The organism is Hymenobacter sublimis (genome assembly GCF_023101345.1).
GTDB classification, from domain to species: Bacteria; Bacteroidota; Bacteroidia; order Cytophagales; family Hymenobacteraceae; genus Hymenobacter; species Hymenobacter sublimis.
This window is the reverse complement of the sequence record NZ_CP095848.1, coordinates 3066817-3085058: the sequence shown is the minus strand read 5'-3', so window position 1 is coordinate 3085058 and position 18242 is coordinate 3066817. Positions and strand designations below refer to the sequence as shown.

At 58.3% G+C, this 18242-nt stretch carries 15 protein-coding genes; 5 read left to right on the top strand and 10 right to left on the bottom strand.

Annotation, left to right across the window (positions count from 1 at the left end; genetic code table 11):
* Window positions 1–179: 179 nt before the first annotated feature.
* The gene (locus tag MWH26_RS12840) at window positions 180–1823 is read right to left on the bottom strand and encodes a bifunctional GNAT family N-acetyltransferase/carbon-nitrogen hydrolase family protein (RefSeq protein WP_247977094.1); all 1644 of its coding nucleotides are present in this window, start codon (window positions 1821–1823) and stop codon (window positions 180–182) included.
* 312 nt (window positions 1824–2135) lie between these two features.
* Between MWH26_RS12840 and MWH26_RS12835 the strand changes: the two genes are divergently transcribed.
* Window positions 2136–2612: a hypothetical protein gene (locus tag MWH26_RS12835; RefSeq protein ID WP_247974602.1), complete on the top strand. Its 477-nt coding sequence runs from the start codon at window positions 2136–2138 to the stop codon at window positions 2610–2612.
* 171 nt (window positions 2613–2783) lie between these two features.
* On the opposite strand, the gene MWH26_RS12830 is transcribed toward MWH26_RS12835, so the two are convergent.
* From MWH26_RS12830 to MWH26_RS12795, 8 genes are all read right to left on the bottom strand, one after another.
* Complete coding sequence (locus tag MWH26_RS12830; protein WP_244697007.1) at window positions 2784–3440, bottom strand: CoA transferase subunit B; 657 nt, start codon at window positions 3438–3440, stop codon at window positions 2784–2786.
* Between the two features lie 107 nt (window positions 3441–3547).
* Complete coding sequence (locus tag MWH26_RS12825) at window positions 3548–4252, bottom strand: CoA transferase subunit A (RefSeq protein ID WP_247974601.1); 705 nt, start codon at window positions 4250–4252, stop codon at window positions 3548–3550.
* A 169-nt stretch (window positions 4253–4421) separates the two neighbouring features.
* The gene (locus tag MWH26_RS12820) at window positions 4422–5366 is read right to left on the bottom strand and encodes a bifunctional riboflavin kinase/FAD synthetase (protein ID WP_247974600.1); all 945 of its coding nucleotides are present in this window, start codon (window positions 5364–5366) and stop codon (window positions 4422–4424) included.
* A 65-nt stretch (window positions 5367–5431) separates the two neighbouring features.
* Window positions 5432–6292: a tRNA pseudouridine(55) synthase TruB gene (gene truB / locus MWH26_RS12815; protein ID WP_247974599.1), complete on the bottom strand. Its 861-nt coding sequence runs from the start codon at window positions 6290–6292 to the stop codon at window positions 5432–5434.
* A gap of 139 nt (window positions 6293–6431) precedes the next feature.
* Window positions 6432–7220, bottom strand: coding sequence for an undecaprenyl-diphosphate phosphatase (locus tag MWH26_RS12810; protein ID WP_244697004.1), 789 nt, complete (start codon window positions 7218–7220; stop codon window positions 6432–6434).
* Between the two features lie 108 nt (window positions 7221–7328).
* A complete protein-coding gene (locus tag MWH26_RS12805; RefSeq protein ID WP_244697003.1) occupies window positions 7329–7655 on the bottom strand; it encodes a DUF3098 domain-containing protein in 327 nt (108 codons plus the stop codon).
* A 147-nt stretch (window positions 7656–7802) separates the two neighbouring features.
* Window positions 7803–8690: a cell division protein FtsX gene (locus tag MWH26_RS12800; protein ID WP_244697002.1), complete on the bottom strand. Its 888-nt coding sequence runs from the start codon at window positions 8688–8690 to the stop codon at window positions 7803–7805.
* Between the two features lie 91 nt (window positions 8691–8781).
* Window positions 8782–13371 carry a translocation/assembly module TamB domain-containing protein gene (locus MWH26_RS12795; RefSeq protein ID WP_247974598.1) on the bottom strand — a complete coding sequence of 1530 codons (4590 nt, stop codon included), beginning with the start codon at window positions 13369–13371 and terminating at the stop codon, window positions 8782–8784.
* Between the two features lie 334 nt (window positions 13372–13705).
* Between MWH26_RS12795 and tsaD the strand changes: the two genes are divergently transcribed.
* The 4 genes from tsaD (at window position 13706) to MWH26_RS12775 (ending at window position 16945) form a co-directional block, all read left to right on the top strand.
* Window positions 13706–14713, top strand: coding sequence for a tRNA (adenosine(37)-N6)-threonylcarbamoyltransferase complex transferase subunit TsaD (gene tsaD, locus MWH26_RS12790; protein ID WP_247974597.1), 1008 nt, complete (start codon window positions 13706–13708; stop codon window positions 14711–14713).
* A gap of 175 nt (window positions 14714–14888) precedes the next feature.
* Window positions 14889–15362 carry an SsrA-binding protein SmpB gene (gene smpB, locus MWH26_RS12785; RefSeq protein WP_244696999.1) on the top strand — a complete coding sequence of 158 codons (474 nt, stop codon included), beginning with the start codon at window positions 14889–14891 and terminating at the stop codon, window positions 15360–15362.
* A 172-nt stretch (window positions 15363–15534) separates the two neighbouring features.
* Complete coding sequence (locus tag MWH26_RS12780; protein ID WP_247974596.1) at window positions 15535–16341, top strand: C40 family peptidase; 807 nt, start codon at window positions 15535–15537, stop codon at window positions 16339–16341.
* A 109-nt stretch (window positions 16342–16450) separates the two neighbouring features.
* Window positions 16451–16945 (top strand): HNH endonuclease, encoded by a 495-nt coding sequence (locus MWH26_RS12775; protein ID WP_188559190.1) that lies wholly within the window; start codon window positions 16451–16453, stop codon window positions 16943–16945.
* Window positions 16946–17275: 330 nt separating this feature from the next.
* On the opposite strand, the gene MWH26_RS12770 is transcribed toward MWH26_RS12775, so the two are convergent.
* Window positions 17276–18142 (bottom strand): alpha/beta fold hydrolase, encoded by an 867-nt coding sequence (locus tag MWH26_RS12770; RefSeq protein ID WP_247974595.1) that lies wholly within the window; start codon window positions 18140–18142, stop codon window positions 17276–17278.
* Between the last annotated feature and the right edge of the window lie 100 nt (window positions 18143–18242).

Here is an 18242-nt window from a genome sequence, read left to right as displayed (position 1 = left end):
AAATTCTGGCTTTAGGTTCGGCAGTAATTAATGCTTTTTTAATACTATTTGCCAAGGAAGCCGGCTTCCGCTCCTAAAAGACAAAAAGCTATACCCATAGCAGACAACGAAACGGCCTGTCAAACTACTTGACAGGCCGTTCGTAATACGAAAAAGCTTTGGCTTTAACAAGCAAACACTTAGCCTGCCGCTACCGCTTTGCGGCGGCTAGTGCTTTTGGGGGCGCGCTCCTCGCCCTGGGCCAGAAGTTCGTCGTCGCGCTCCGTTTTCTTGGCCCAGCTCAGCGAGTACAGGTCCTTGCGCCGGTCGCGGAGGTTGCGCACGGCCCCGCTCGTGTTCAGGTCCTTGAGCAGGTCGAGGTCGAGGTCGGCAATGAGGGTCATTTCCGTGTTCGGGGTTGCTTCGGCCACAATGGCGTCGTGGGGAAAGGCGAAGTCCGAGGGGCTGAACACGGCACTCTGCGAGTACTGAATGTCCATGTTCTCGACGCGGGGCAGGTTGCCCACCGAGCCCGTGATGGCCACGTAGCACTCGTTTTCAATGGCCCGAGCCTGGGCGCAGAGGCGCACGCGCTGGTAAGCATTCTTAGTATCGGTCCAGAACGGCACGAACAGAATCTTCATGCCCTCATCGGAGAGCATGCGGGAGAGTTCAGGGAACTCCACGTCGTAACAAATCAGGATGCCTATTTTGCCGAAATCCGTGTCGAAGCAGCGTAGCTTGTCGCCGCCACGCATGCCCCAGTAGCTGGCTTCGTCGGGGGTTACGTGCAGCTTGTACTGCTCGTCCACAGTACCGTCGCGGCGGCAGAGGTAGCTGACGTTGTAGAGCTTGCCATCATCATAGAGCGGCATGGAGCCGGCAATAACGTTGATGTTGTAGCTCACGGCCAGCTCCATCATCTTGGTTTTGATGGGTTCGGTGAAGGCCGCCATCGAGCGGATAGCCACCGAAGGCGACTCCTCGTTGGTAAGCGCCATCATAGGAGCGTTGAAGAACTCCGGGAACAGCACGCAGTCAGCCTTATAGCCCGACACGGTGTCCACGAAAAACTCCATTTGCTGGAAAAAGTCCTCCAGATTTTTGGTAGCCCGCATCTGCCACTGCACAATGCCAATGCGCACGTTCGACTTCTGGTTACCAATCAGCTTGTCGGATTCCTCGTCGTAGTACACGTTAATCCACTCCAGCAGGGTAGCATACGCCTTCGACTCGGAGTCGTAGGGAAGGTAGCCCCGAATGATTTTACGAACGTGAAACTCGTTGGAAAGCTGGAACGTGAGAATGGGGTCGGTTATTTCCTTGGCCCGCACCATTTCTACGTACTTAGCCGGCGTCATTTCGTTGGCATAAGCCGCGTAGCCCGGAATCCGGCCGCCGGCTACCATAGCGCGCAAGTTCAGGTTTTCGCAGAGCTCCTTACGAGCGTCGTAGAGGCGGCGGCCCAAACGCAGGGAGCGGTACTCGGGGTCCACGAACACGTCCACGCCGTAGAGCGTGTCACCGTCGGGGTTGTGGGTGTTGAACTTGCCGTGACCCGTGATTTTAGCGTAGGTGTGTCGGTCGCCAAAGTCGGAGTACTGCACAATGATGGCCAAAGCGGCAGCTACTACCTGCCCGTTGTCCTCAATGCAGATCTGGCCCTCGGGGAATTTCTTCAGCAGGGCGTTGTACTCGTCCTGCGACCAGGAGCCCTCCATGTTGGAGTACACCTTGTCCATGATTTCCTTCACGGCCTTAAAGTCGCCACGCTTTAAGGTGCGCAACACCAGCTTGTGGGCCGGAATGGCCGTGGGCGTCAGCAGCTCCGGATTCGAGGGCATGCCGGGTAAAGTTTGTTTTTTGGCGTGGGCACCATTGGCCTTGCCGTTAGAACTCGTTGCCATAGAAGTGTCAGAGGAGAATGTCGGGGGAAGAAGCGCAAAGATACCGCCCGGTTCTTGGGCGCGGCGCTTGTCTTACGACGACCTAACAAATTAGGTAGTAAAAAGGCTCATTACGCCTTTGGTAGAAAGTTAACCCGGAGCGGCCCCACTACCAGAAGACAAACAAGTCCGCACAGGCTACCAAGTGCCGGGAGTTGCCAAAAGCCTGGTGGTACATCCCCATCCGCCGGTATCGTCGTACCTTGCCGTATGCTACCGCCCGAAGAACGACGTCTGCAAACGCTGGAGCGCATCTTGCGTGCTCCGGAGGCGTTTCTGCCCACGGCCTGGCTGTGTGCCCCGCCGGATACCACACGTTGGGCCCCCGAAAGCCCCGCTGCCGTGCTGCTGACCGCCGTGGCAGGCCAGGCCGTGCCCGCCCCTCACGGCCTGGCCCGCACCATGTTCATGGATGAAGTGCAACTGCTGATGGAGCGGCTGCTGCGGCAGGTACCCGGTGCTTCGGCCGAACTGCGCGTTTCTATCCTGAGCCGCTACAAAGACCACCATGAATTTCCGGCCCTCACTGGCCAACCCGACACGCTAGCCCTTTACCTGGCCGATGCCGTGCGAGCCGGCGGCCTTACTCCGCCCGAGGCCCTAACTCATTTCCGCCGCCACTTTTCCCACTTTACCCTGGAAGCGGCCAAGCACATCATGGCCAAGGCATTTTTCAACTCACAGTAAGTAGTAGCAAGTAAACCGGCATTATAAAGCGGCTGCGCCCCGGCGGGGCAACACCAATCGTTGAATAATTGGTGTTGCCCCGCCGGGGCGCTGCCCTATACATTATAGCTTGTTCTGCCATTATGCGGCTCCGCTGGGGCTAGCGGAACGCCAAATCAACCACTTAGCGGATTAGACACCAGTCATTTCGGGTACCTCATCTGGTACCACCAGTTTCCCCGCCGTGGCGGCTTTAATCTGCTCTACGGTGACGCCGGGCGCCCGCTCGCGCAGCACAAAGCCGTCGGGCGTAACGTCTAGTACGGCCAGCTCGGTCACGATTTTCTTGACGCAACGCAGACCGGTAATGGGTAGCGTACAGGCGGGCAGCAGCTTGCTGGAGCCGTCCTTGGCTACGTGCTGCATGGCCACGATGATGTTTTTAGCCGAGGCCACTAGGTCCATGGCGCCGCCCATGCCTTTCACCATTTTGCCCGGAATCTTCCAATTGGCAATGTCACCGGTTTCCGAAACCTCCATGGCACCCAGAATTGTCAGGTCCACATGCTCGCCGCGGATCATGGCGAAGGAGTCGGCGGAGCTGAAGAGGCTAGAGCCGGGCAGCGTCGTTACGGTTTGCTTGCCGGCGTTGATGAGGTCGGGGTCTACCTGGTCATCGGTGGGGAAGGGGCCCATGCCCAACAGCCCGTTCTCGGACTGCAGCTCCACGTTGATGCCCTCGGGGATATAGTTGGCAACCAGCGTCGGAATACCAATGCCGAGGTTGACGTAGGAATTGTTTTCTACTTCTTGCGCAATGCGCCGGGCAATGCCGTGTTTGTCGAGCATGATTTCAGTTAAAAACGAAGAATTAAAAATCAAAAATTGAGGTAAAAACTGGTCGTCGTCAAGTGCGCTGGAGCGAGGCCGTGTGACCAGTTTTTACTTTTTAATTCTCAATTTTTACTTGAAGAAACCGTGCGCTGCTCAATGCGCTTCTCGTAGTTTTCGCCTTCGAAAATACGCTGCACGAAGATGCCAGGCGTATGAATCTGGTTGGGGTCCAGCTCGCCGGCAGGCACTAGCTCCTCCACTTCCGCTACCGTGATTTTACCGGCTGTAGCCATCATGGGGTTGAAGTTGCGGGCCGTGCCTTTGTAGATGAGGTTACCGGCCGTGTCGCCTTTCCAGGCCTTCACGAAAGCAAAATCGGCGTGCAAGGCGGTTTCCAGCAGGTACATTTTGCCATTGAACTCCCGGCTTTCCTTGCCTTCGCCTACCTCCGTGCCGTAGCCAGCCGGGGTGTAGAAAGCCGGAATGCCCGCGCCGCCGGCCCGGCACCGCTCGGCCAGGGTGCCCTGCGGAATCAGCTCTACTTCCAACTCGCCCGAGAGCAACTGGCGCTCAAACTCGGCGTTTTCGCCCACGTAGCTGGAAATCATCTTGCGCACCTGCTTGGTTTGCAGCAGGCGGCCAATGCCGAAATCATCGACGCCGGCATTGTTGCTGATGCAGGTAAGGTTGCGTACGCCCAGGCGCAAAATTTCTTGGATGGAGTTTTCGGGAATGCCGCACAGGCCAAAGCCGCCGAGCATCAGGGTCATGCCGTCGGTGAGGCCGCGCAGGGCCTCGGCCGGACCGGCCACTACTTTGTTGATCATGGGGTGGGAAGAATTTGGAGCAGCAAGATAAAGAAGTGAGGTAACAGGTGAGGAGGTAAAGAAGTGATAGGTAAGAAAGAACGTCATTCCGAAGGGAGTGACGTTCTTTCTTACCTATCACCATTATGAGGTTGTGGCCTTTACCTACTATGCTTCAACTCAACACCCTTTACAAAGCCGCCCGAGCTGCCTCCGCATCTTGGGCTAGCTGGGCTTTCAGGGCGTCAAGGCCATTGAACTTCTGCTCATCACGCAGGCGGGCTACGAATTCTACTTTTAGGCTCTGATCGTACAGGTCGCCCTCAAAGCCTAGCAGGTGGGCCTCTACCGTTTGGTCGAGGCCACCGGCCACGGTGGGGCGCACGCCAATGTTGAGCATGGCAGGGTAGGTAGCGCCCGCGGCCGTGGTGGCGCGCACGGCGTACACGCCCCGAGCCGGAACCAGCTTCAGGGGCTCCGGGCAAACGATATTAGCTGTCGGCCACCCGATGGTGCGGCCCAGCTGCCGGCCTTTCACAACTAGGCCCGTGAATGGGTAATTGTAACCCAGGTAGCGGTTGGCGGTTTGCACGTCGCCGGCCTCCAGGGCCCTCCGGATGCGGGTGCTGCTCACGCCCACGGCGTCCACATCCTCGCGCGGAATCTCCTCTACGCTCATGCCGTAGCGGCCCGAGTGCTGGCTCAGGTACTCAAAGCCGCCCTCCCGGTTTTTACCGAAGCGGTGGTCGTAACCAATAACTAAGGTGCGGGTGCCCACCGTGCGCAGCAGAATGTTCTGAATGTATTCCTCGGAGGTCCAGGCGGCAAACTCGCGAGTGAAAGGAACAATCAAGAGGTAGTCGACGCCTAATTCGGATAGCTTGGCACTGCGCTCCTCCAGGGTATTGAGCAGGTACAGGTCCAGAGGCTCGGGGTGGGTAGGCGGCGGAGCCAGCACCAGCCGGGGATGGGGCCAGTAAGTAATAACTACCGTGGGGCCGCCCGTGTGCTGCCCCACCTCGCGCAGGCGCCGCAAAATCTGCTGGTGCCCCACATGAACCCCGTCGAAGGTGCCGCTGGTAACCACGGCATTGCCAAGGTGCGGAAACTGCGTGGGGTCCTGAATGACGTGCATCAGCGGTGAAGTAGTGAAAGAGTGAGTGGGAGAGCCCTACTGTGCTAGAGTGTACTGGCTAGAACCTATTGGGGTTCGTTGGGAGGAGTACCGTGGGTGGCGTTAAAGTAATCGAGGCCGGCCCGGCGCTCCGGTTGGCGCTGCCGCCGCGGGCGTTCCGGGCGCTCCGTTTCTCCGGCCGGGCGCGGCGGACGCAGGGCCTGAATGGCCTCCATGGTCAGGGCGTCGGAGAGCCGGTACTGCCCAATGCGGGTGCGCACCAGCTTGGTTAGGTGGGCACCGCAGCCCAGGGCAGCCCCGTAGTCGCGGGCCATGCTGCGGATGTAGGTACCCTTGGAGCACACCACCCGGAAGTCAACCTCGGGCAACGCAATGCGCGTCAGCTCAAACTCCCGAATGGTAATCTGCTTGCTTTTGATTTCGGCCTCGCCACCCCGGCGAGCTACTTCATACGCCCGCTCCCCGTTCACTTTCACGGCGGAAAAGAGCGGGGGCGTTTGCTCAACCAGCCCGGTAAAGGGTTGCAGGGCGGCGCGGAGCTGCTCCTCGGTTAGCTGCGCGTAAGGCAACTCCTGGTCCACGGGGGTTTCCAGGTCGAAGCTAGGAGTCGTTTGGCCAAGGCGGAACGTGCCGGTGTACTCCTTTTCCTGGGCCTGAATTTGGTCGATTTCCTTGGTTTTCTTGCCCGTACACAAAATCAGCAGGCCCGTAGCCAGCGGATCAAGGGTGCCCGCGTGCCCGATTTTCTTAATGCGCAACGTGTTCTTGACCTTACGCACCACGTCAAAGGAAGACCACGTCAGGGGCTTGTCCACCAGGAGCACTTCGCCGGCTTCAAAGTCGAAAGCCGGCAGCGGGGTAGCGGGCGGCGCGGTAGCTGCGGCATCGGCGGGCAACGGCGCAGAGGAGTGTTCGGGGTGTTCCATAAGCGAAAGGGGGTAGGGGCTCGGCCAACTACCCTTTAACAAGCGGCGACCTGTCCCGTCGACGCCGGCAGAAGCTGGGTTAAGCCGTTGAACTTAGTAACTCAGCTTCCTCCGGCGTCGGAAGGACAATACAACGTGCCTAAATGATTTGAAGCGGAATGCCCAGCGCCAGCATCACCAGAATGATAACTCCTACTACAATGCGGTACAGGCCAAAGGCCCGAAACCCAAAGCGCGACACAAAATCGACGAAGGACTTAACGGCCAGTAGGGCCACGATGAAGGCCACGACGTTGCCAAAAAGCAACACTTTAATGTCTTGAGCGCCCGGAGCAGCTATTTTGAAGGTTTTGTAGAGCTGATAGGCCGTGATGACAAACATGGTGGGTACGGCCAGCAGAAAGGAGAAATCGGCGGCTGAACGCCGGTCAAAACCCTGGGCCAGACCGCCCACAATAGTAGCGGCGGAGCGCGAAACACCCGGAATCAGAGCAATACACTGGAACAAACCAATACGTACGGCCTGGGCAAAACTGGGCGTAGTAACCTGCTTCCGCTCCCCGGTGAAAAGCCGGTCAATGAAGAGGAGCACCACGCCGCCCAGCACCAGAGACCAGGCTACTACCGCTACGTTCTTCAGGAGTGCCTCAATGACATCTTTTAGCAGAAACCCCAGGATGCCAAAGGGAATGAAGGCCGCCGCCAACTTCAAGTAGAAGTCAAGGCTCTGCAGAAAACGCCGCCAGTAAAGCACCACTACCGAGAGAATAGCACCAAACTGGATGGACGTAATAAAGGTATCGGTGAAAGACAGCTGTCCGATGCCGAGCAGGTTGGCGACGATAATCATGTGCCCCGTGCTGGAAACGGGTAGAAACTCGGTCAGACCTTCCACAATAGCTAGCAGCAGGGCGTGCCAGTACGACATAGTCAGGAGATTAGGATCAAGGCGACGTGGGGCTTGGGGGCTGGCGTGTGCTGTCCAATGCAATTTTATTGCACGACACGCAGGCCCTAAGCCCTACGTCCTCAGAAATTAACGCTTATAGCTAGGAGCTTGCGGAGGCACCGTGGGCGCTACCGGCGCGGCCGGTACGGGCTGGGAAGGGACGGTAGTGGTGGTAGTGGGGTCCAGAGCCGTTGGAGCCGTAGTGCCGGGGCGGGTCATGATGGCCCAGAACTCAATCACGAAGCCGATGGCCAGCAGAATGGGACCCAGCGTAATGCCCAGAAACCCTTCGCCGTAATCTTCCGAGTCCAGCATCATCGTGATAAAGCCCGCAGCCAGCACAGCCAGGCCAATAAACATCAGCCGGTAGTTGCGCGGCCCGAAGGCAAAGCGAGGGGTTGTGTTCGGTTCCATAGGGCAAAGGTAGGGAATGTGAGGTGGCGAAATAGTGATTGTGAGGTGATGAATGAGTGAGTGAGCTACAACCGCCTGTTATCCTTTGCTAAGCTCAAGATGACGGTCTTGTTGTAACGGCTAACGCACCAGCTTACCACCTCACCTTTAATACAATTCATCGAGCGACATGCTGGTGTACTTGCGCACGGCGCGCCAGGAACTAAGGAAGCCGATGCCCATGCCTAGCACAATAAGCGCCGCCACCAGAACCCCAATCAGCTGCTCGTCGCGGAAGAGACGTAGTTCCTCCAGTTGCAGGTAGGCGTACTGCAGCAGAGCCAGTAACAGCAGCCCGGCCAGCACGCCACTTACCAAACCCTGCCACACCGCCCGCCGCAGAAAAGGCCACTGAATAAAGGAAGAGGTAGCCCCCACTAGTTGCATGCTCCGAATCAGAAAGCGCTGGGAGAACAGGGCCAGCTTGATGGTATTGTTGATAAGGACCACCACCACAAACGTCAGTACTGCCGCAAAGCCGAGCAGCACCAAGCTCACGTTGCGCAAGTTTTTGTTGACGGAGGTAATCAGGCTTTCCACGTACTCCACCTCGAACACGCCCGGCTCTTGCTTCAGCTCCTGCTTGATGCGGGCCAGGTTTTGGGCATCGGCGTAATCGGCGTTGATTTTCAGCAGGTAGGCGTCGCGCAAAGGATTGTCGCCGAGAAACTGCTGGAAATCCTCGCCGGTCTGGTCGATAAGCTGCTTGGCGCCTTCTTCCTTGGAGAGGAAGCGCACCTGGGGTTGGCGGGCTTTCACGGCCACGTAGGGCTTGCGGGAGAGGTCCTGCTGGAGGCGTAGTAGCTGGGTTTCGGGCAGGCCGCGCTCCAAGTACACCTGCATTTCCAGGTTCTCTTTTACCAGGGTCGAAATCTTGTGGGCATGAATCAGCAGCAGCCCGAACAAGCCAATCACCAGCAGGGCCAGCGTGATGCTGAACACCACCATCGTGTGCGGGTAGCTGCCCAGCTTCTTCTTGCGGGTTGGTCGGTTCATGGATAAGAGTGAAATGGTGAAGGGTGAAGTTGTGAAAATGTGTGAAGAGTGCCTTGTGTATTTCACAACTTCACCCTTCATAATTTCACCTTTACATAGCCGTTCGGGGGTCGTCGTCGATTTGTAATTCGCGGGCTTTGCGGGCGTTCTGGTCGCGGCGGCGCAGGCGCTTGCGGGCCACCAGCTCCCGGAACGAGTCGAATTGCTCGGTGTGTAGCAGCGAGACGCCAGCGCGGGCCTGATTAGCTTGGCTGAGGCCGGTTAAGTCGCGCGGGGTTGTTTCGTAGCGCAGCTTGGCCCGGAATTTTCCGTCGGGGCGCAGGTAGTATTCCAGGCTCAGGTCGCCGAGTAGGGAGCTTTGCGCGTTGGCAATGGGTTGAGTGCCGCCCCCAGCCACGCCATTGCCCACGTTGCCGCCTAGGCTGCCCTCGCGGGTGATGCGCAGGCGGCCGTTCAGAAAGGAGTAGCTCAGGCGCAGCTGCAAGGCTTGCAAGTCCTCGGCCGTCAGACCGTTCAGGTTAAAGCTAATTTCCAGGTTGGGGTCAATCTGGGAGGTAAGCAGGCCAAGTTGGGTGGAAATAATCTGGCCCAGACTATTGCCCAAGGCATTGTTGCCGCCTTCCAGCCGAGTAACGGCCAACGAGCCCACCGGCGTCAGCTGCCGGAATACTACTAGGCTGAATACTTGGCGATTAAGCTCCTGCTCATCGTTGCGAATGGCGGAGAGGAAGGGCGCTAGGTCGCCTTCTAAGGAGGAAGGGATGTCGTTAAACTCCAGGTTCAGCCGGATAATGGGTTGCAGCAGTGGCCCGGTCAGGTTCATTACGGCTGTTACGGGTACCACTACCGTGTTGGTGCCCGTGGAGCCCGTATTAAATACAATAGGGGCCAGGGAGGTACGCTGGGTGTAGGTGGCCGTCACGTTCATTTCGCCGGCCAGCGGGTCGCCGTTCCAGACAATGGTACCACCGGGACGTACCACAAATTCCTTGTTCACCAGCCCTTGCAAGGTGAAGTTGTAAGCTCCGCGCACAATCTCTACCTGCCCGTACATATTGAAGTCGCCGCGGGTATCAATGTTCAGGCGCAGCTGCCCAGTAGCCGTACCCCGGATAATGTCGCCGGTGCTTTCATCAAGCAGCAGCTCCACGTAGGCATCAGGCGTAATATCCAAGTTCATGTTCAGCCGGATACCGGAAATATCCGTGGTGCCGGCTACCTCCACCCGGGCCGTACGGGCTGTGTCGGACAGGTTGCGGTTCACGAACTTGATGTACTTGGCTTGCTCGGCCTTGGCGGCGTTATCAAAGGGTAGGGAAACGCGGGTACCCGCTTCCGAGCGGGCCGTCACGTTTATGAACAGGTTGTCGGCGGGGCCGCGCACGATGGCTGTGCCCGTAGCGTAGGCCTGCCCGAAATACAGCTCGTTGTCCTTGCGGGTAGTGTTGAGCACCTGCAGCTTGCGGAACGAAGCATTCAAATCTAGCCGCATGTCCTGAAAGCCCCGTTGGAAAATGCTGCCGTTTACTACCCCCGTATTGCCCTGGGGGTCACGAACAGCAATATTTTGCAGGGCAATCCGGTCTTCCAGGAAGCGAATCCGGTCGGCGAAGGTGTAGGTGGTGCCCAGGTAGATAAAGGTCAGCTGTCCATTCGTCACGTCGAGGTTGCCGGTGAGCACGGGGGCAGAGAGCTTGCCGGTCAGGCGCAGGGTGCCCACGGCCGTGCCCTGCAAGTCTCGAAACAAGGTGTTCAGGAAGGGCTCAGCCAGCTTAATCGGCGCATTATCAAGTACGCCGGTCAGGTTGAGCTGCTGGGTTTCGGCGCTGGGCGTGTAGGTGCCCGTTACCGTAACGGCGCGCTGCTGGTCTCGCTCCACATCCAGGTTCACGGCCAAGCGTTTGGCGCCGTTGTCCCAGTCACCGCGGCCCTGCACGTTGCCGATGAGCACGTTATCCATGTGCAGGGAGTCAACCTTGAGCGAGGAATTGATAACCAGCGGCCCGTACACGCCGCTGATGGTTCCCAGGGCATTTACTCGGCCCGCAAACTTCTGCCCGCCCGTCAGCCCATTCAGGGTAGAAAGCTCAAAGTCCTTGACCGTGAGGGCCAGGGGCTTGTTGGGGTTTTGGGAAAGGAAACCCTGGGCGCTGATGCTCTGGCTGCCGTTACTCAGAGTCACGTTCTGAAAGTCGAACTCCTTGCCGCCCCCCGAAATCAGCAGGGAGTTATCCGGCGCAATGGTCCATTCCTTGCCCAGCACATTCACCCCCGATTGCCGGAAAGTAATCTTGACGGCATCTTCCAGGAAGGCCAGCGCCCCGTTAATCTGGGCTTTGTTGGTGGTACCAGTTTGGGCCAGGGAGGTAGAAAAGTTGATCCGTTCCTGGTCCCAGACGCCCTCCACGTAGAACTTCTCGGTAGCGCCCAACCCCGGCACCCGCTGCCGGGCGGAGGTGATGTTGGCCTGGGCCAGTACCTCGGGCTGGTAGGGTAGCTTGGACGTGTTGAGTTCGAAGTCGCTGTCCGTGAGCTGCAGGCTGTCGTAGCGGAACTGATCCACGTGGCCCCCGAGCTGGAAAATAGACGTCTGCCCGTTGCGGAAGGACCCATCGATGCGGGTTGAATCCGAGATAGACAGCTGAGGCATGAACAGGCGCAGCACCGGGTTCGGGCGCTTCAGGTACAGGTTCAGGGCAATCTGGTAGTCGGGAAGAGGACGCTGGCGTTTGCGGCGGTAGTAGGCGGCAATGTCGGCGTCGTTGCTCCGGAAGTTGAGCTTATACTCCGCTACCAGCGTGGTTACGTCGCGAATGACCGTGGTAGGCGTGAAGTTGCCGGCCAAATCCAGGTTCAGCACTTCAGAGCGCACCGTAAGCAGCCGCTGCCCATTCCCGTAGCGGCTGATGATGTCGAGGGTATCCACGGGTACAGTGCGGCCGGCGTAGCTCAGGCGCGAATTGCGCAACCGCGCGTAGCCCAGCAGGTTGTCCAGCTTCAGGCCCTGAAACTTCACGTCGGCGGTAGTGGCTATGGTCACGCTTTGCTTGGTCAGGCCCAGGGCCCGCAAATCGGCGCGGCGCACCCGGGCCCGCAGGTCGAAGGCCTGGCGAGCCTTGTTGAGGTCAATGGTTCCGTCGGCGTCAAACTGCAAGCTGGGGTCGTTGGCGGCCACCTGGCCCGTGAACGACTCCCGGCTGAACTTGCCGTTGGTGGTGATGTTGCGGTAGCGGTAGCCGTTCAGCCAGATGCTTTGCACGGTGGCATTGGCCGTGAGGCGGGCCGTGCGCGCATCAAAGCCTACGCCGGCTACCTTGCCGTTCATGGTGATGTCGCGCACCATGCTTTCGTTGCCCAGCAGCTTGCCCAGCTGGAAACCGGTCGTGCGCACCTGGCCCTCGTAGCTGGAGAAGCGCGGGTCGTCCTTGAACTTCAGGTTCACGTCGGATACCACTGAGCCCAGGGCCGTTTGGAAGGAGCCGTTGGCCACGAAGTCGTTGTAGAAACCCAGGAACTGACCTTTCAGCCGCACCGTGCCCAGGCGCTGCACGTAGGGCCAGCCCGAGGCCGGAATGTAGCGCCGAATGTCACGGCCATCGACCACGGAAGGCTGCAGGCGCATTTCTATGAAGCTCTCCTTGAAATTCGGCAGCCCTTCCACGTTAATGTCGCCCTTCACCCGGGAATTGCGCCCGTATTGGATGTCGAGGTTTTTGGTGGTGAAGTTGCGCACATAGCCCTTGGCCTGCCCCGAAATCAGCACAGTTTCCTTCAGGTCGCGCATGAAGGGCTGGGGCGCGAACTTGGCAATGTCGTCGGAATAAACGCGGCTGGGCTGCAGGCGGGCAATAACCTTTACCGAGTCGTTGAAGTCCGTGAAGTTGAGGAAATGGTCGTACTCGAAGCGGATGTAGTCGTGGAGTTGGCTGTTCTGTACTCGCAACATCAGCTTGTCGAACTCCCAGAACTTGCCCGCGTAGGTCATGTTCGAGGTCAGCTCGCGCAGGCGGGTGCCGGAGGGCGTGTCCACGGTGCGCAGGCCCCGGATGTTGGCGTGAATCGTGTCACCCTTAAACCAAAGCTGGTCGGCATCGGCGTAGATGCTGTCCAGCTGCATATGGGCGTAGTCCATGGTGCGGCCGTACTCCGGGATGCGCGGTACATCCTGGCGCTCCAGCACGAAGCGGCCGTTACGCAGGCCAATGGCCTCAATCTTGAAATCGAAGGGCTTGCTGACCTTGGTGGTATCCGGCGGGCCCAGCAGGCGCTTGATGGAGCTAATGAATTGGGTAAGGGTAGTGGAGTCGGGCTGGTCTTTGTAGGTAATCAGGTTAAAGCGCGGCTCCTCCAGCGTGAGCTTGCCCACGTGTAAGTGGCTGGGGTCGAAGACGGTAAACAGGCGAATGTCCGCGTCGGCCCGGCCAATGTTAAACAGCTCATTGCCGCGCCTATCCAGCACCCGCACGCCTTCCAGCAGCACCCGCGAGAACGGGCGCACATCTACCCGGCCCACGATTACCTGCTGCCCGAGCTTGTCGGTGAGGATGCTGGCGGCCCGCTTGGCCAGGTTGGTTTGTACGCTAGGCACGCGCAAGGCCACCAGCGCACCCACCACCGCCAGCAGAACCAGCAGGAGCAGGGCAAACAGAACCTTGAGCGTTACGGACAGAAAACGAGGCACGGACAGGCGAAACAGGAGAAGCGAAGGGCAGCCCGAAGCAAAGATACAGGGTTCACCCCGACCGTTGCCTGGCAAGTTGGCCCCGCGCAAAAACGTTACCAGCGGGGCCAGGGTTAACGTAAAACGCCGGAAAGCGGCAATGTGGTGTTTTGCCCCGACCTTTGAAGGGAATTAAGAATTAGGAATGAAGAGTTGAAGATGGCGGACACTTGTATGCAGGTGGCGCTTGTCTATGCTTCTTAATTCCTTGTGGTCGTCTCCCATTCACCACTACCAACCGCAACGTAGGGCCAGCCCAGTTCTTCCTTCCTCATTCTTCATTTTTAATTCCTCCATGCATCCCGTCATTCTCGCCATTGAGTCTTCCTGCGACGATACGTCGGCGGCCGTACTGGTCGGCGGCGAAATCCGCTCCAACGTGGTGGCTACCCAGCAAGTACACGAGCAGTACGGCGGGGTAGTGCCGGAACTGGCGTCCCGGGCCCACCAGCAGCACCTGATTCCGGTGGTGGAAGCCGCCCTGCAGAAAGCCGGCATCCGCAAGCAAGATCTTGATGCGGTGGCCTTTACTCAAGGGCCGGGCCTGCTAGGTTCGTTGTTGGTAGGCGGCATGTTCGCCAAAACCCTGGCCCTGGCTTTGGGCAAGCCGCTGATTGCTGTGAACCATATGCGGGCCCACATTCTGGCCCACTTCATTGACGCGCCCCGGCCCGTATTTCCCTTTCTGTGCCTGACCGTGAGCGGCGGCCATACCCAGCTGGTAGTCGTGCGTAGCGCCCTCGACATGGAAATCATCGGCCAAACCATTGACGACGCCGCCGGCGAAGCTTTCGACAAAACGGCCAAGCTGCTTGGGCTGCCTTACCCCGGCGGCCCGCACTTAGACAAGCTGGCCCGCGAAGGAAATTCGACACGCTTTCCGTTCCCAGTTGGGGCTATGCCCGGGTACGATTTCTCGTTTAGCGGGCTGAAAACGGCGGTGCTGTACTTCCTGAAAAAGGAAACCGCTCAGAACCCCAATTTCATCCAGGAAAACCTGCCCGACCTCTGCGCCAGCATCCAGCATACCATCATCCAAACCCTGCTGCGCCAGTTACGCCGCGCCGCCCACGACCAAGGCCTGGCCCAGATTGCCCTGGCCGGTGGGGTAGCCGCCAACAGCGGCCTGCGCCAGGCCTTGCAGGATGAGGCTACCACCCAGGGTTGGCAGGTGTTCATTCCGGCCTTTCAGTACTGCACCGATAACGCTGGCATGGTGGCTATGACGGCCCAGTTTCAGTACGAGGCCGGCGACTTTGCCGACCAGCTCGTCAGCTCCGATCCGCGCCTGAAGCTGGCGTAGCCCGGCCCGGGAGAAAGGGTTGTTATTCCGAGCGGAGCGAGGAATCTGGGTTTACTACCCAACGGCTTAATCCGGATTCCTCCTGCGTCGGAAGGACAGGTAAGCACGCCTGATTTCTTTGCTCCGGCCAGCCTCCTCCGTGAAATCAACGTAATCTTGCCTAATCAGTAGTTTTATGGCAACCAAAAAAGACGATACGCCTAAGCGCGTCAATATTCTCAACCGCCGCGCCAGCCACGAGTATGCTTTCCTAGTAAAGTACGACGCGGGCATCATGCTGCAGGGCACCGAAATCAAGAGCATCCGGGAGGGTAGCGTCCAGATTCAGGACGGCTTCTGCACTTTCCACCCCGACGGTAGCCTGTGGGTGCACAACCTCACCATTGCCAAGTACACCGAGGGTACCTACAACAACCACGAGCCCACCCGTGCCCGCAAGCTCCTGCTCAACAAGCGCGAGCTGAAGCAGCTAGCCAACAAAAACCAGGAGCAGGGCCTCACCATCATTCCCATTCGCATGTTCGTGAATGAGCGGGGCTTTGCCAAGCTGGAAATTGCCCTGGCCAAAGGCAAAAAGCTTTTCGACAAGCGCGACGACCTTAAAGCCAAAGATCAGAAGCGCGAAATGGACCGCGCCCGGGATTATTAAGTGAGATGGTGAAATTGTGATTCAGTGAGTTTTTGGATAGATGTTTGGCTGGTTGCCGATTAAGCGGGAGCTTCGCGTCCGTATATTAGCAGCCGACTACCCACGTAGGTAGTCTACTTCTGCGCATGGTGAACAGCAACTCACCATTTCACCATCTCACCAGTTCACCGTCTTGGATTACGGAATCTGCGCCCTGAGCGCCGTGCCGGTACGAGCCGAACCTTCCGATAAGGCCGAAATTGTCACCCAGCTTATCTTCGGAGAGTGCTATACCATTTTGCGCGCCCAGGAGCAGTGGCGGCAGATTCGGCTGGCCGCCGACCAATATGTGGGCTGGATTGATGGCAAGCAGCACCTGCCCGTAACGGCGGAGTACCTGCAGGCCTGGCAGGCCCAGGACCATCCCCGCACCCTCGACGTGGTGCAGATGGTAAGCGACGAGGCCACCCGCGTTCCAGTAACGCTGGGCGCCCGCCTACCCTTTTTCGACGGCATGACCCTACGCCTGGGCGAGCGGCAACTGTTTTATAACGGCGCCGCTACCAACCCGCAGAACGGCCACGGCCCCCACGGCCCCGTCGACCAGCGCCTCCGGTTGCTGCAGAAAATGGCGCTTACGTTTCTGAAAGCACCCTACCTGTGGGGCGGTAAAACCCTGTTCGGCATCGACTGCTCGGGGCTGATGCAGCAGCTGTATGGCTTGGTTGGGGTGCAGCTACCCCGTGATGCCCACCAGCAAATCAACTTGGGGCAGCCGGTGCACTTCGTGGCCCAAACCCGCCCCGGCGACCTTGCCTTCTTTGATAACGCTGAGGGCCGCATCATTCACGTGGGCCTGCTGCTGGAAGACCAACAGATATTGCACGCCAGCGGAGAGGTGCGCATCGACCCCTTGGACCACAACGGTATCTTCCGCCGCGACCAGCAGAAGTACAGCCACAAGCTCCGCCTGATTAAGCGAATTTTACCCGACGAATAGTCGGGCTTGCTGTCCGCATTAGCCTACCGAACTAAACCGGGTAGCTATTGTTAATACGCTAAGAATCATCTAGCTTTCTGCCAGACCAGATTCCTTTTTCTTAGCGTGTATGGACCAAAAAGTGCTTGTGTTGAATGGTGACTACACGGCTATTACGCTGTGCAGTGTACAGAAGGCCTTTGTACTTCTGTTTTTAGAAAAAGCCGAACTGATTGCCAAGTCGGAAAACGGGGTGTTGCGCACGGTAAGCAAGGCGTTTCCCAAGCCCAGCATCATCCGGTTGCAGCGCTACGTGCGGGTGCCGTACAAGGGCATTGCCCTGAGTCGGCACAACGTCATGAAGCGGGACCATTTCGAGTGCCAGTACTGCGGCTCCACGAAAAACCTGACCCTGGACCACGTGTTGCCCCGAAGTAGGGGCGGCGACTCGAGTTGGGCTAACCTGCTCACGGCTTGCGCGCGGTGCAACCACGCCAAGGGCCACCGCACCCCCCAGGAAGCCGGCCTTACCATTAGGCAGCAACCCAAAAAGCCTACCCTCACCGGCTTCCTCAAACTCAGCGCCGGTACCCTCGACCAAAACTGGCACCCCTACCTTCACTAACAAAACCGGCAGCCCAACGGCTGACCGGTTTTTTTGTGCCTAGTGAGGGTACCAGAATGGTGTGTGCTACTGACTAACCTTCCACGCCACATAAGAACGTCATGCAGAGCCGGAGGCGAAGCATCTCGCGTGCTGAGGTTGGGAGTAGTACTTATACCTCAGCACACGGGATGTTTCGTCTTCGGCTTTGCATGACGTTTTTCAGTTGTGCACCCAGAACTGCCGTATGGGCGCCTCAGATAATGAAAGTCTTGGCTTGAGGCACATAAAAAAAGCGCCCCTAGCGGATAGCCGGGGGCGCTTTTTTATAATTCCAGTCGGAAACTACATCTAGTACTGATCAGATGTGCCGCCTACGGTGCCCCCGCTGGCAAAGGCCAGCAAGTCGCGGTTCAGGCGGTCTTTTTCCGTTACAAACAGGCCGTGCGGGGCGCCGCTGTACTCCACGAATTGGGCGTGGGGCACGTATTGGGTCATCCGCTCCCCGCTGTTTTTCGGCGGCACGGTTTCGTCGCTGCTGCCGTGGATAACAAGGGTCGGTACTTTAAGCGAAGCTAGGTCCTGGCGGAAGTCGGTGGCGGCAAAGGCGTATACGCACTGCTCCGTGGCGCGGGGCGAGGCCAGCTGGCACATCGACTGCATCCAATCCAAGGTAGCCTGGCTAACCGGGTGTTTGATGACGCCCACACCGAAAAACTTTTTCCCGAAGCTCTGCAGGAAATCGAACCGGTCTTTGCGGATATTCTCCACCATGTCGTCAAATACCGATTTATCGGCCCCATCGGGGTTATCATCGGTTTTGAGTAGGAACGGCGTTATGGCCGAAACAAAGGCTACGCGCGCTACCCGGGCCCCGCCGTAGCGGCTCATGTAGCGGGCTATTTCGCCCCCACCCATGGAAAAGCCGACCAAGGTTACGTTCTGCAGGTTCAGGGTTTCCAGCACCGCATTCAAATCGTCGGCAAACGTGTCGTAATCGTTCCCCTCCCAGGTTTTGGAGGAGTTACCGAAGCCTCGGCGGGTGTAGGCTACTACCCGGTTGCCGTGCTTAGGCAGCTCGGCCAGCTGATATTCCCACATTTCATAGGTAGCGGGCCAGCCGTGAATCAGCACGATAGGGTTGCCCTGGCCCTGGTCAATGTAATGCAGTTTAACGTCTTCGCCGTTGGCGTCTTGGCCTGCTTTAATGTAGCTCATAGGAAAGAAGGTGAAAGGTGTTAGGAACAGCGTACAAAGGATACAATGTCTGTACATACGCTTGGGCTTAGTGGAGGATAGACGGATGCCAAGATGTTGC

Bases quoted from the DNA above. Each gene is read 5' to 3' on its own strand.
- MWH26_RS12825 (WP_247974601.1), bottom strand. From the start codon at position 4,252: ATGATCAACAAAGTAGTGGCCGGTCCGGCCGAGGCCCTGCGCGGCCTC.
- MWH26_RS12830 (WP_244697007.1), bottom strand. From the start codon at position 3,440: ATGCTCGACAAACACGGCATTGCCCGGCGCATTGCGCAAGAAGTAGAA.
- MWH26_RS12810 (WP_244697004.1), bottom strand. From the start codon at position 7,220: ATGTCGTACTGGCACGCCCTGCTGCTAGCTATTGTGGAAGGTCTGACC.
- MWH26_RS12800 (WP_244697002.1), bottom strand. From the start codon at position 8,690: ATGAACCGACCAACCCGCAAGAAGAAGCTGGGCAGCTACCCGCACACG.
- smpB (WP_244696999.1), top strand. From the start codon at position 14,889: ATGGCAACCAAAAAAGACGATACGCCTAAGCGCGTCAATATTCTCAAC.
- truB (WP_247974599.1), bottom strand. From the start codon at position 6,292: ATGGAACACCCCGAACACTCCTCTGCGCCGTTGCCCGCCGATGCCGCA.
- MWH26_RS12770 (WP_247974595.1), bottom strand. From the start codon at position 18,142: ATGAGCTACATTAAAGCAGGCCAAGACGCCAACGGCGAAGACGTTAAA.
- tsaD (WP_247974597.1), top strand. From the start codon at position 13,706: ATGCATCCCGTCATTCTCGCCATTGAGTCTTCCTGCGACGATACGTCG.
- MWH26_RS12805 (WP_244697003.1), bottom strand. From the start codon at position 7,655: ATGGAACCGAACACAACCCCTCGCTTTGCCTTCGGGCCGCGCAACTAC.
- MWH26_RS12820 (WP_247974600.1), bottom strand. From the start codon at position 5,366: ATGCACGTCATTCAGGACCCCACGCAGTTTCCGCACCTTGGCAATGCC.
- MWH26_RS12775 (WP_188559190.1), top strand. From the start codon at position 16,451: ATGGACCAAAAAGTGCTTGTGTTGAATGGTGACTACACGGCTATTACG.
- MWH26_RS12835 (WP_247974602.1), top strand. From the start codon at position 2,136: ATGCTACCGCCCGAAGAACGACGTCTGCAAACGCTGGAGCGCATCTTG.
- MWH26_RS12840 (WP_247977094.1), bottom strand. From the start codon at position 1,823: ATGCCCTCGAATCCGGAGCTGCTGACGCCCACGGCCATTCCGGCCCAC.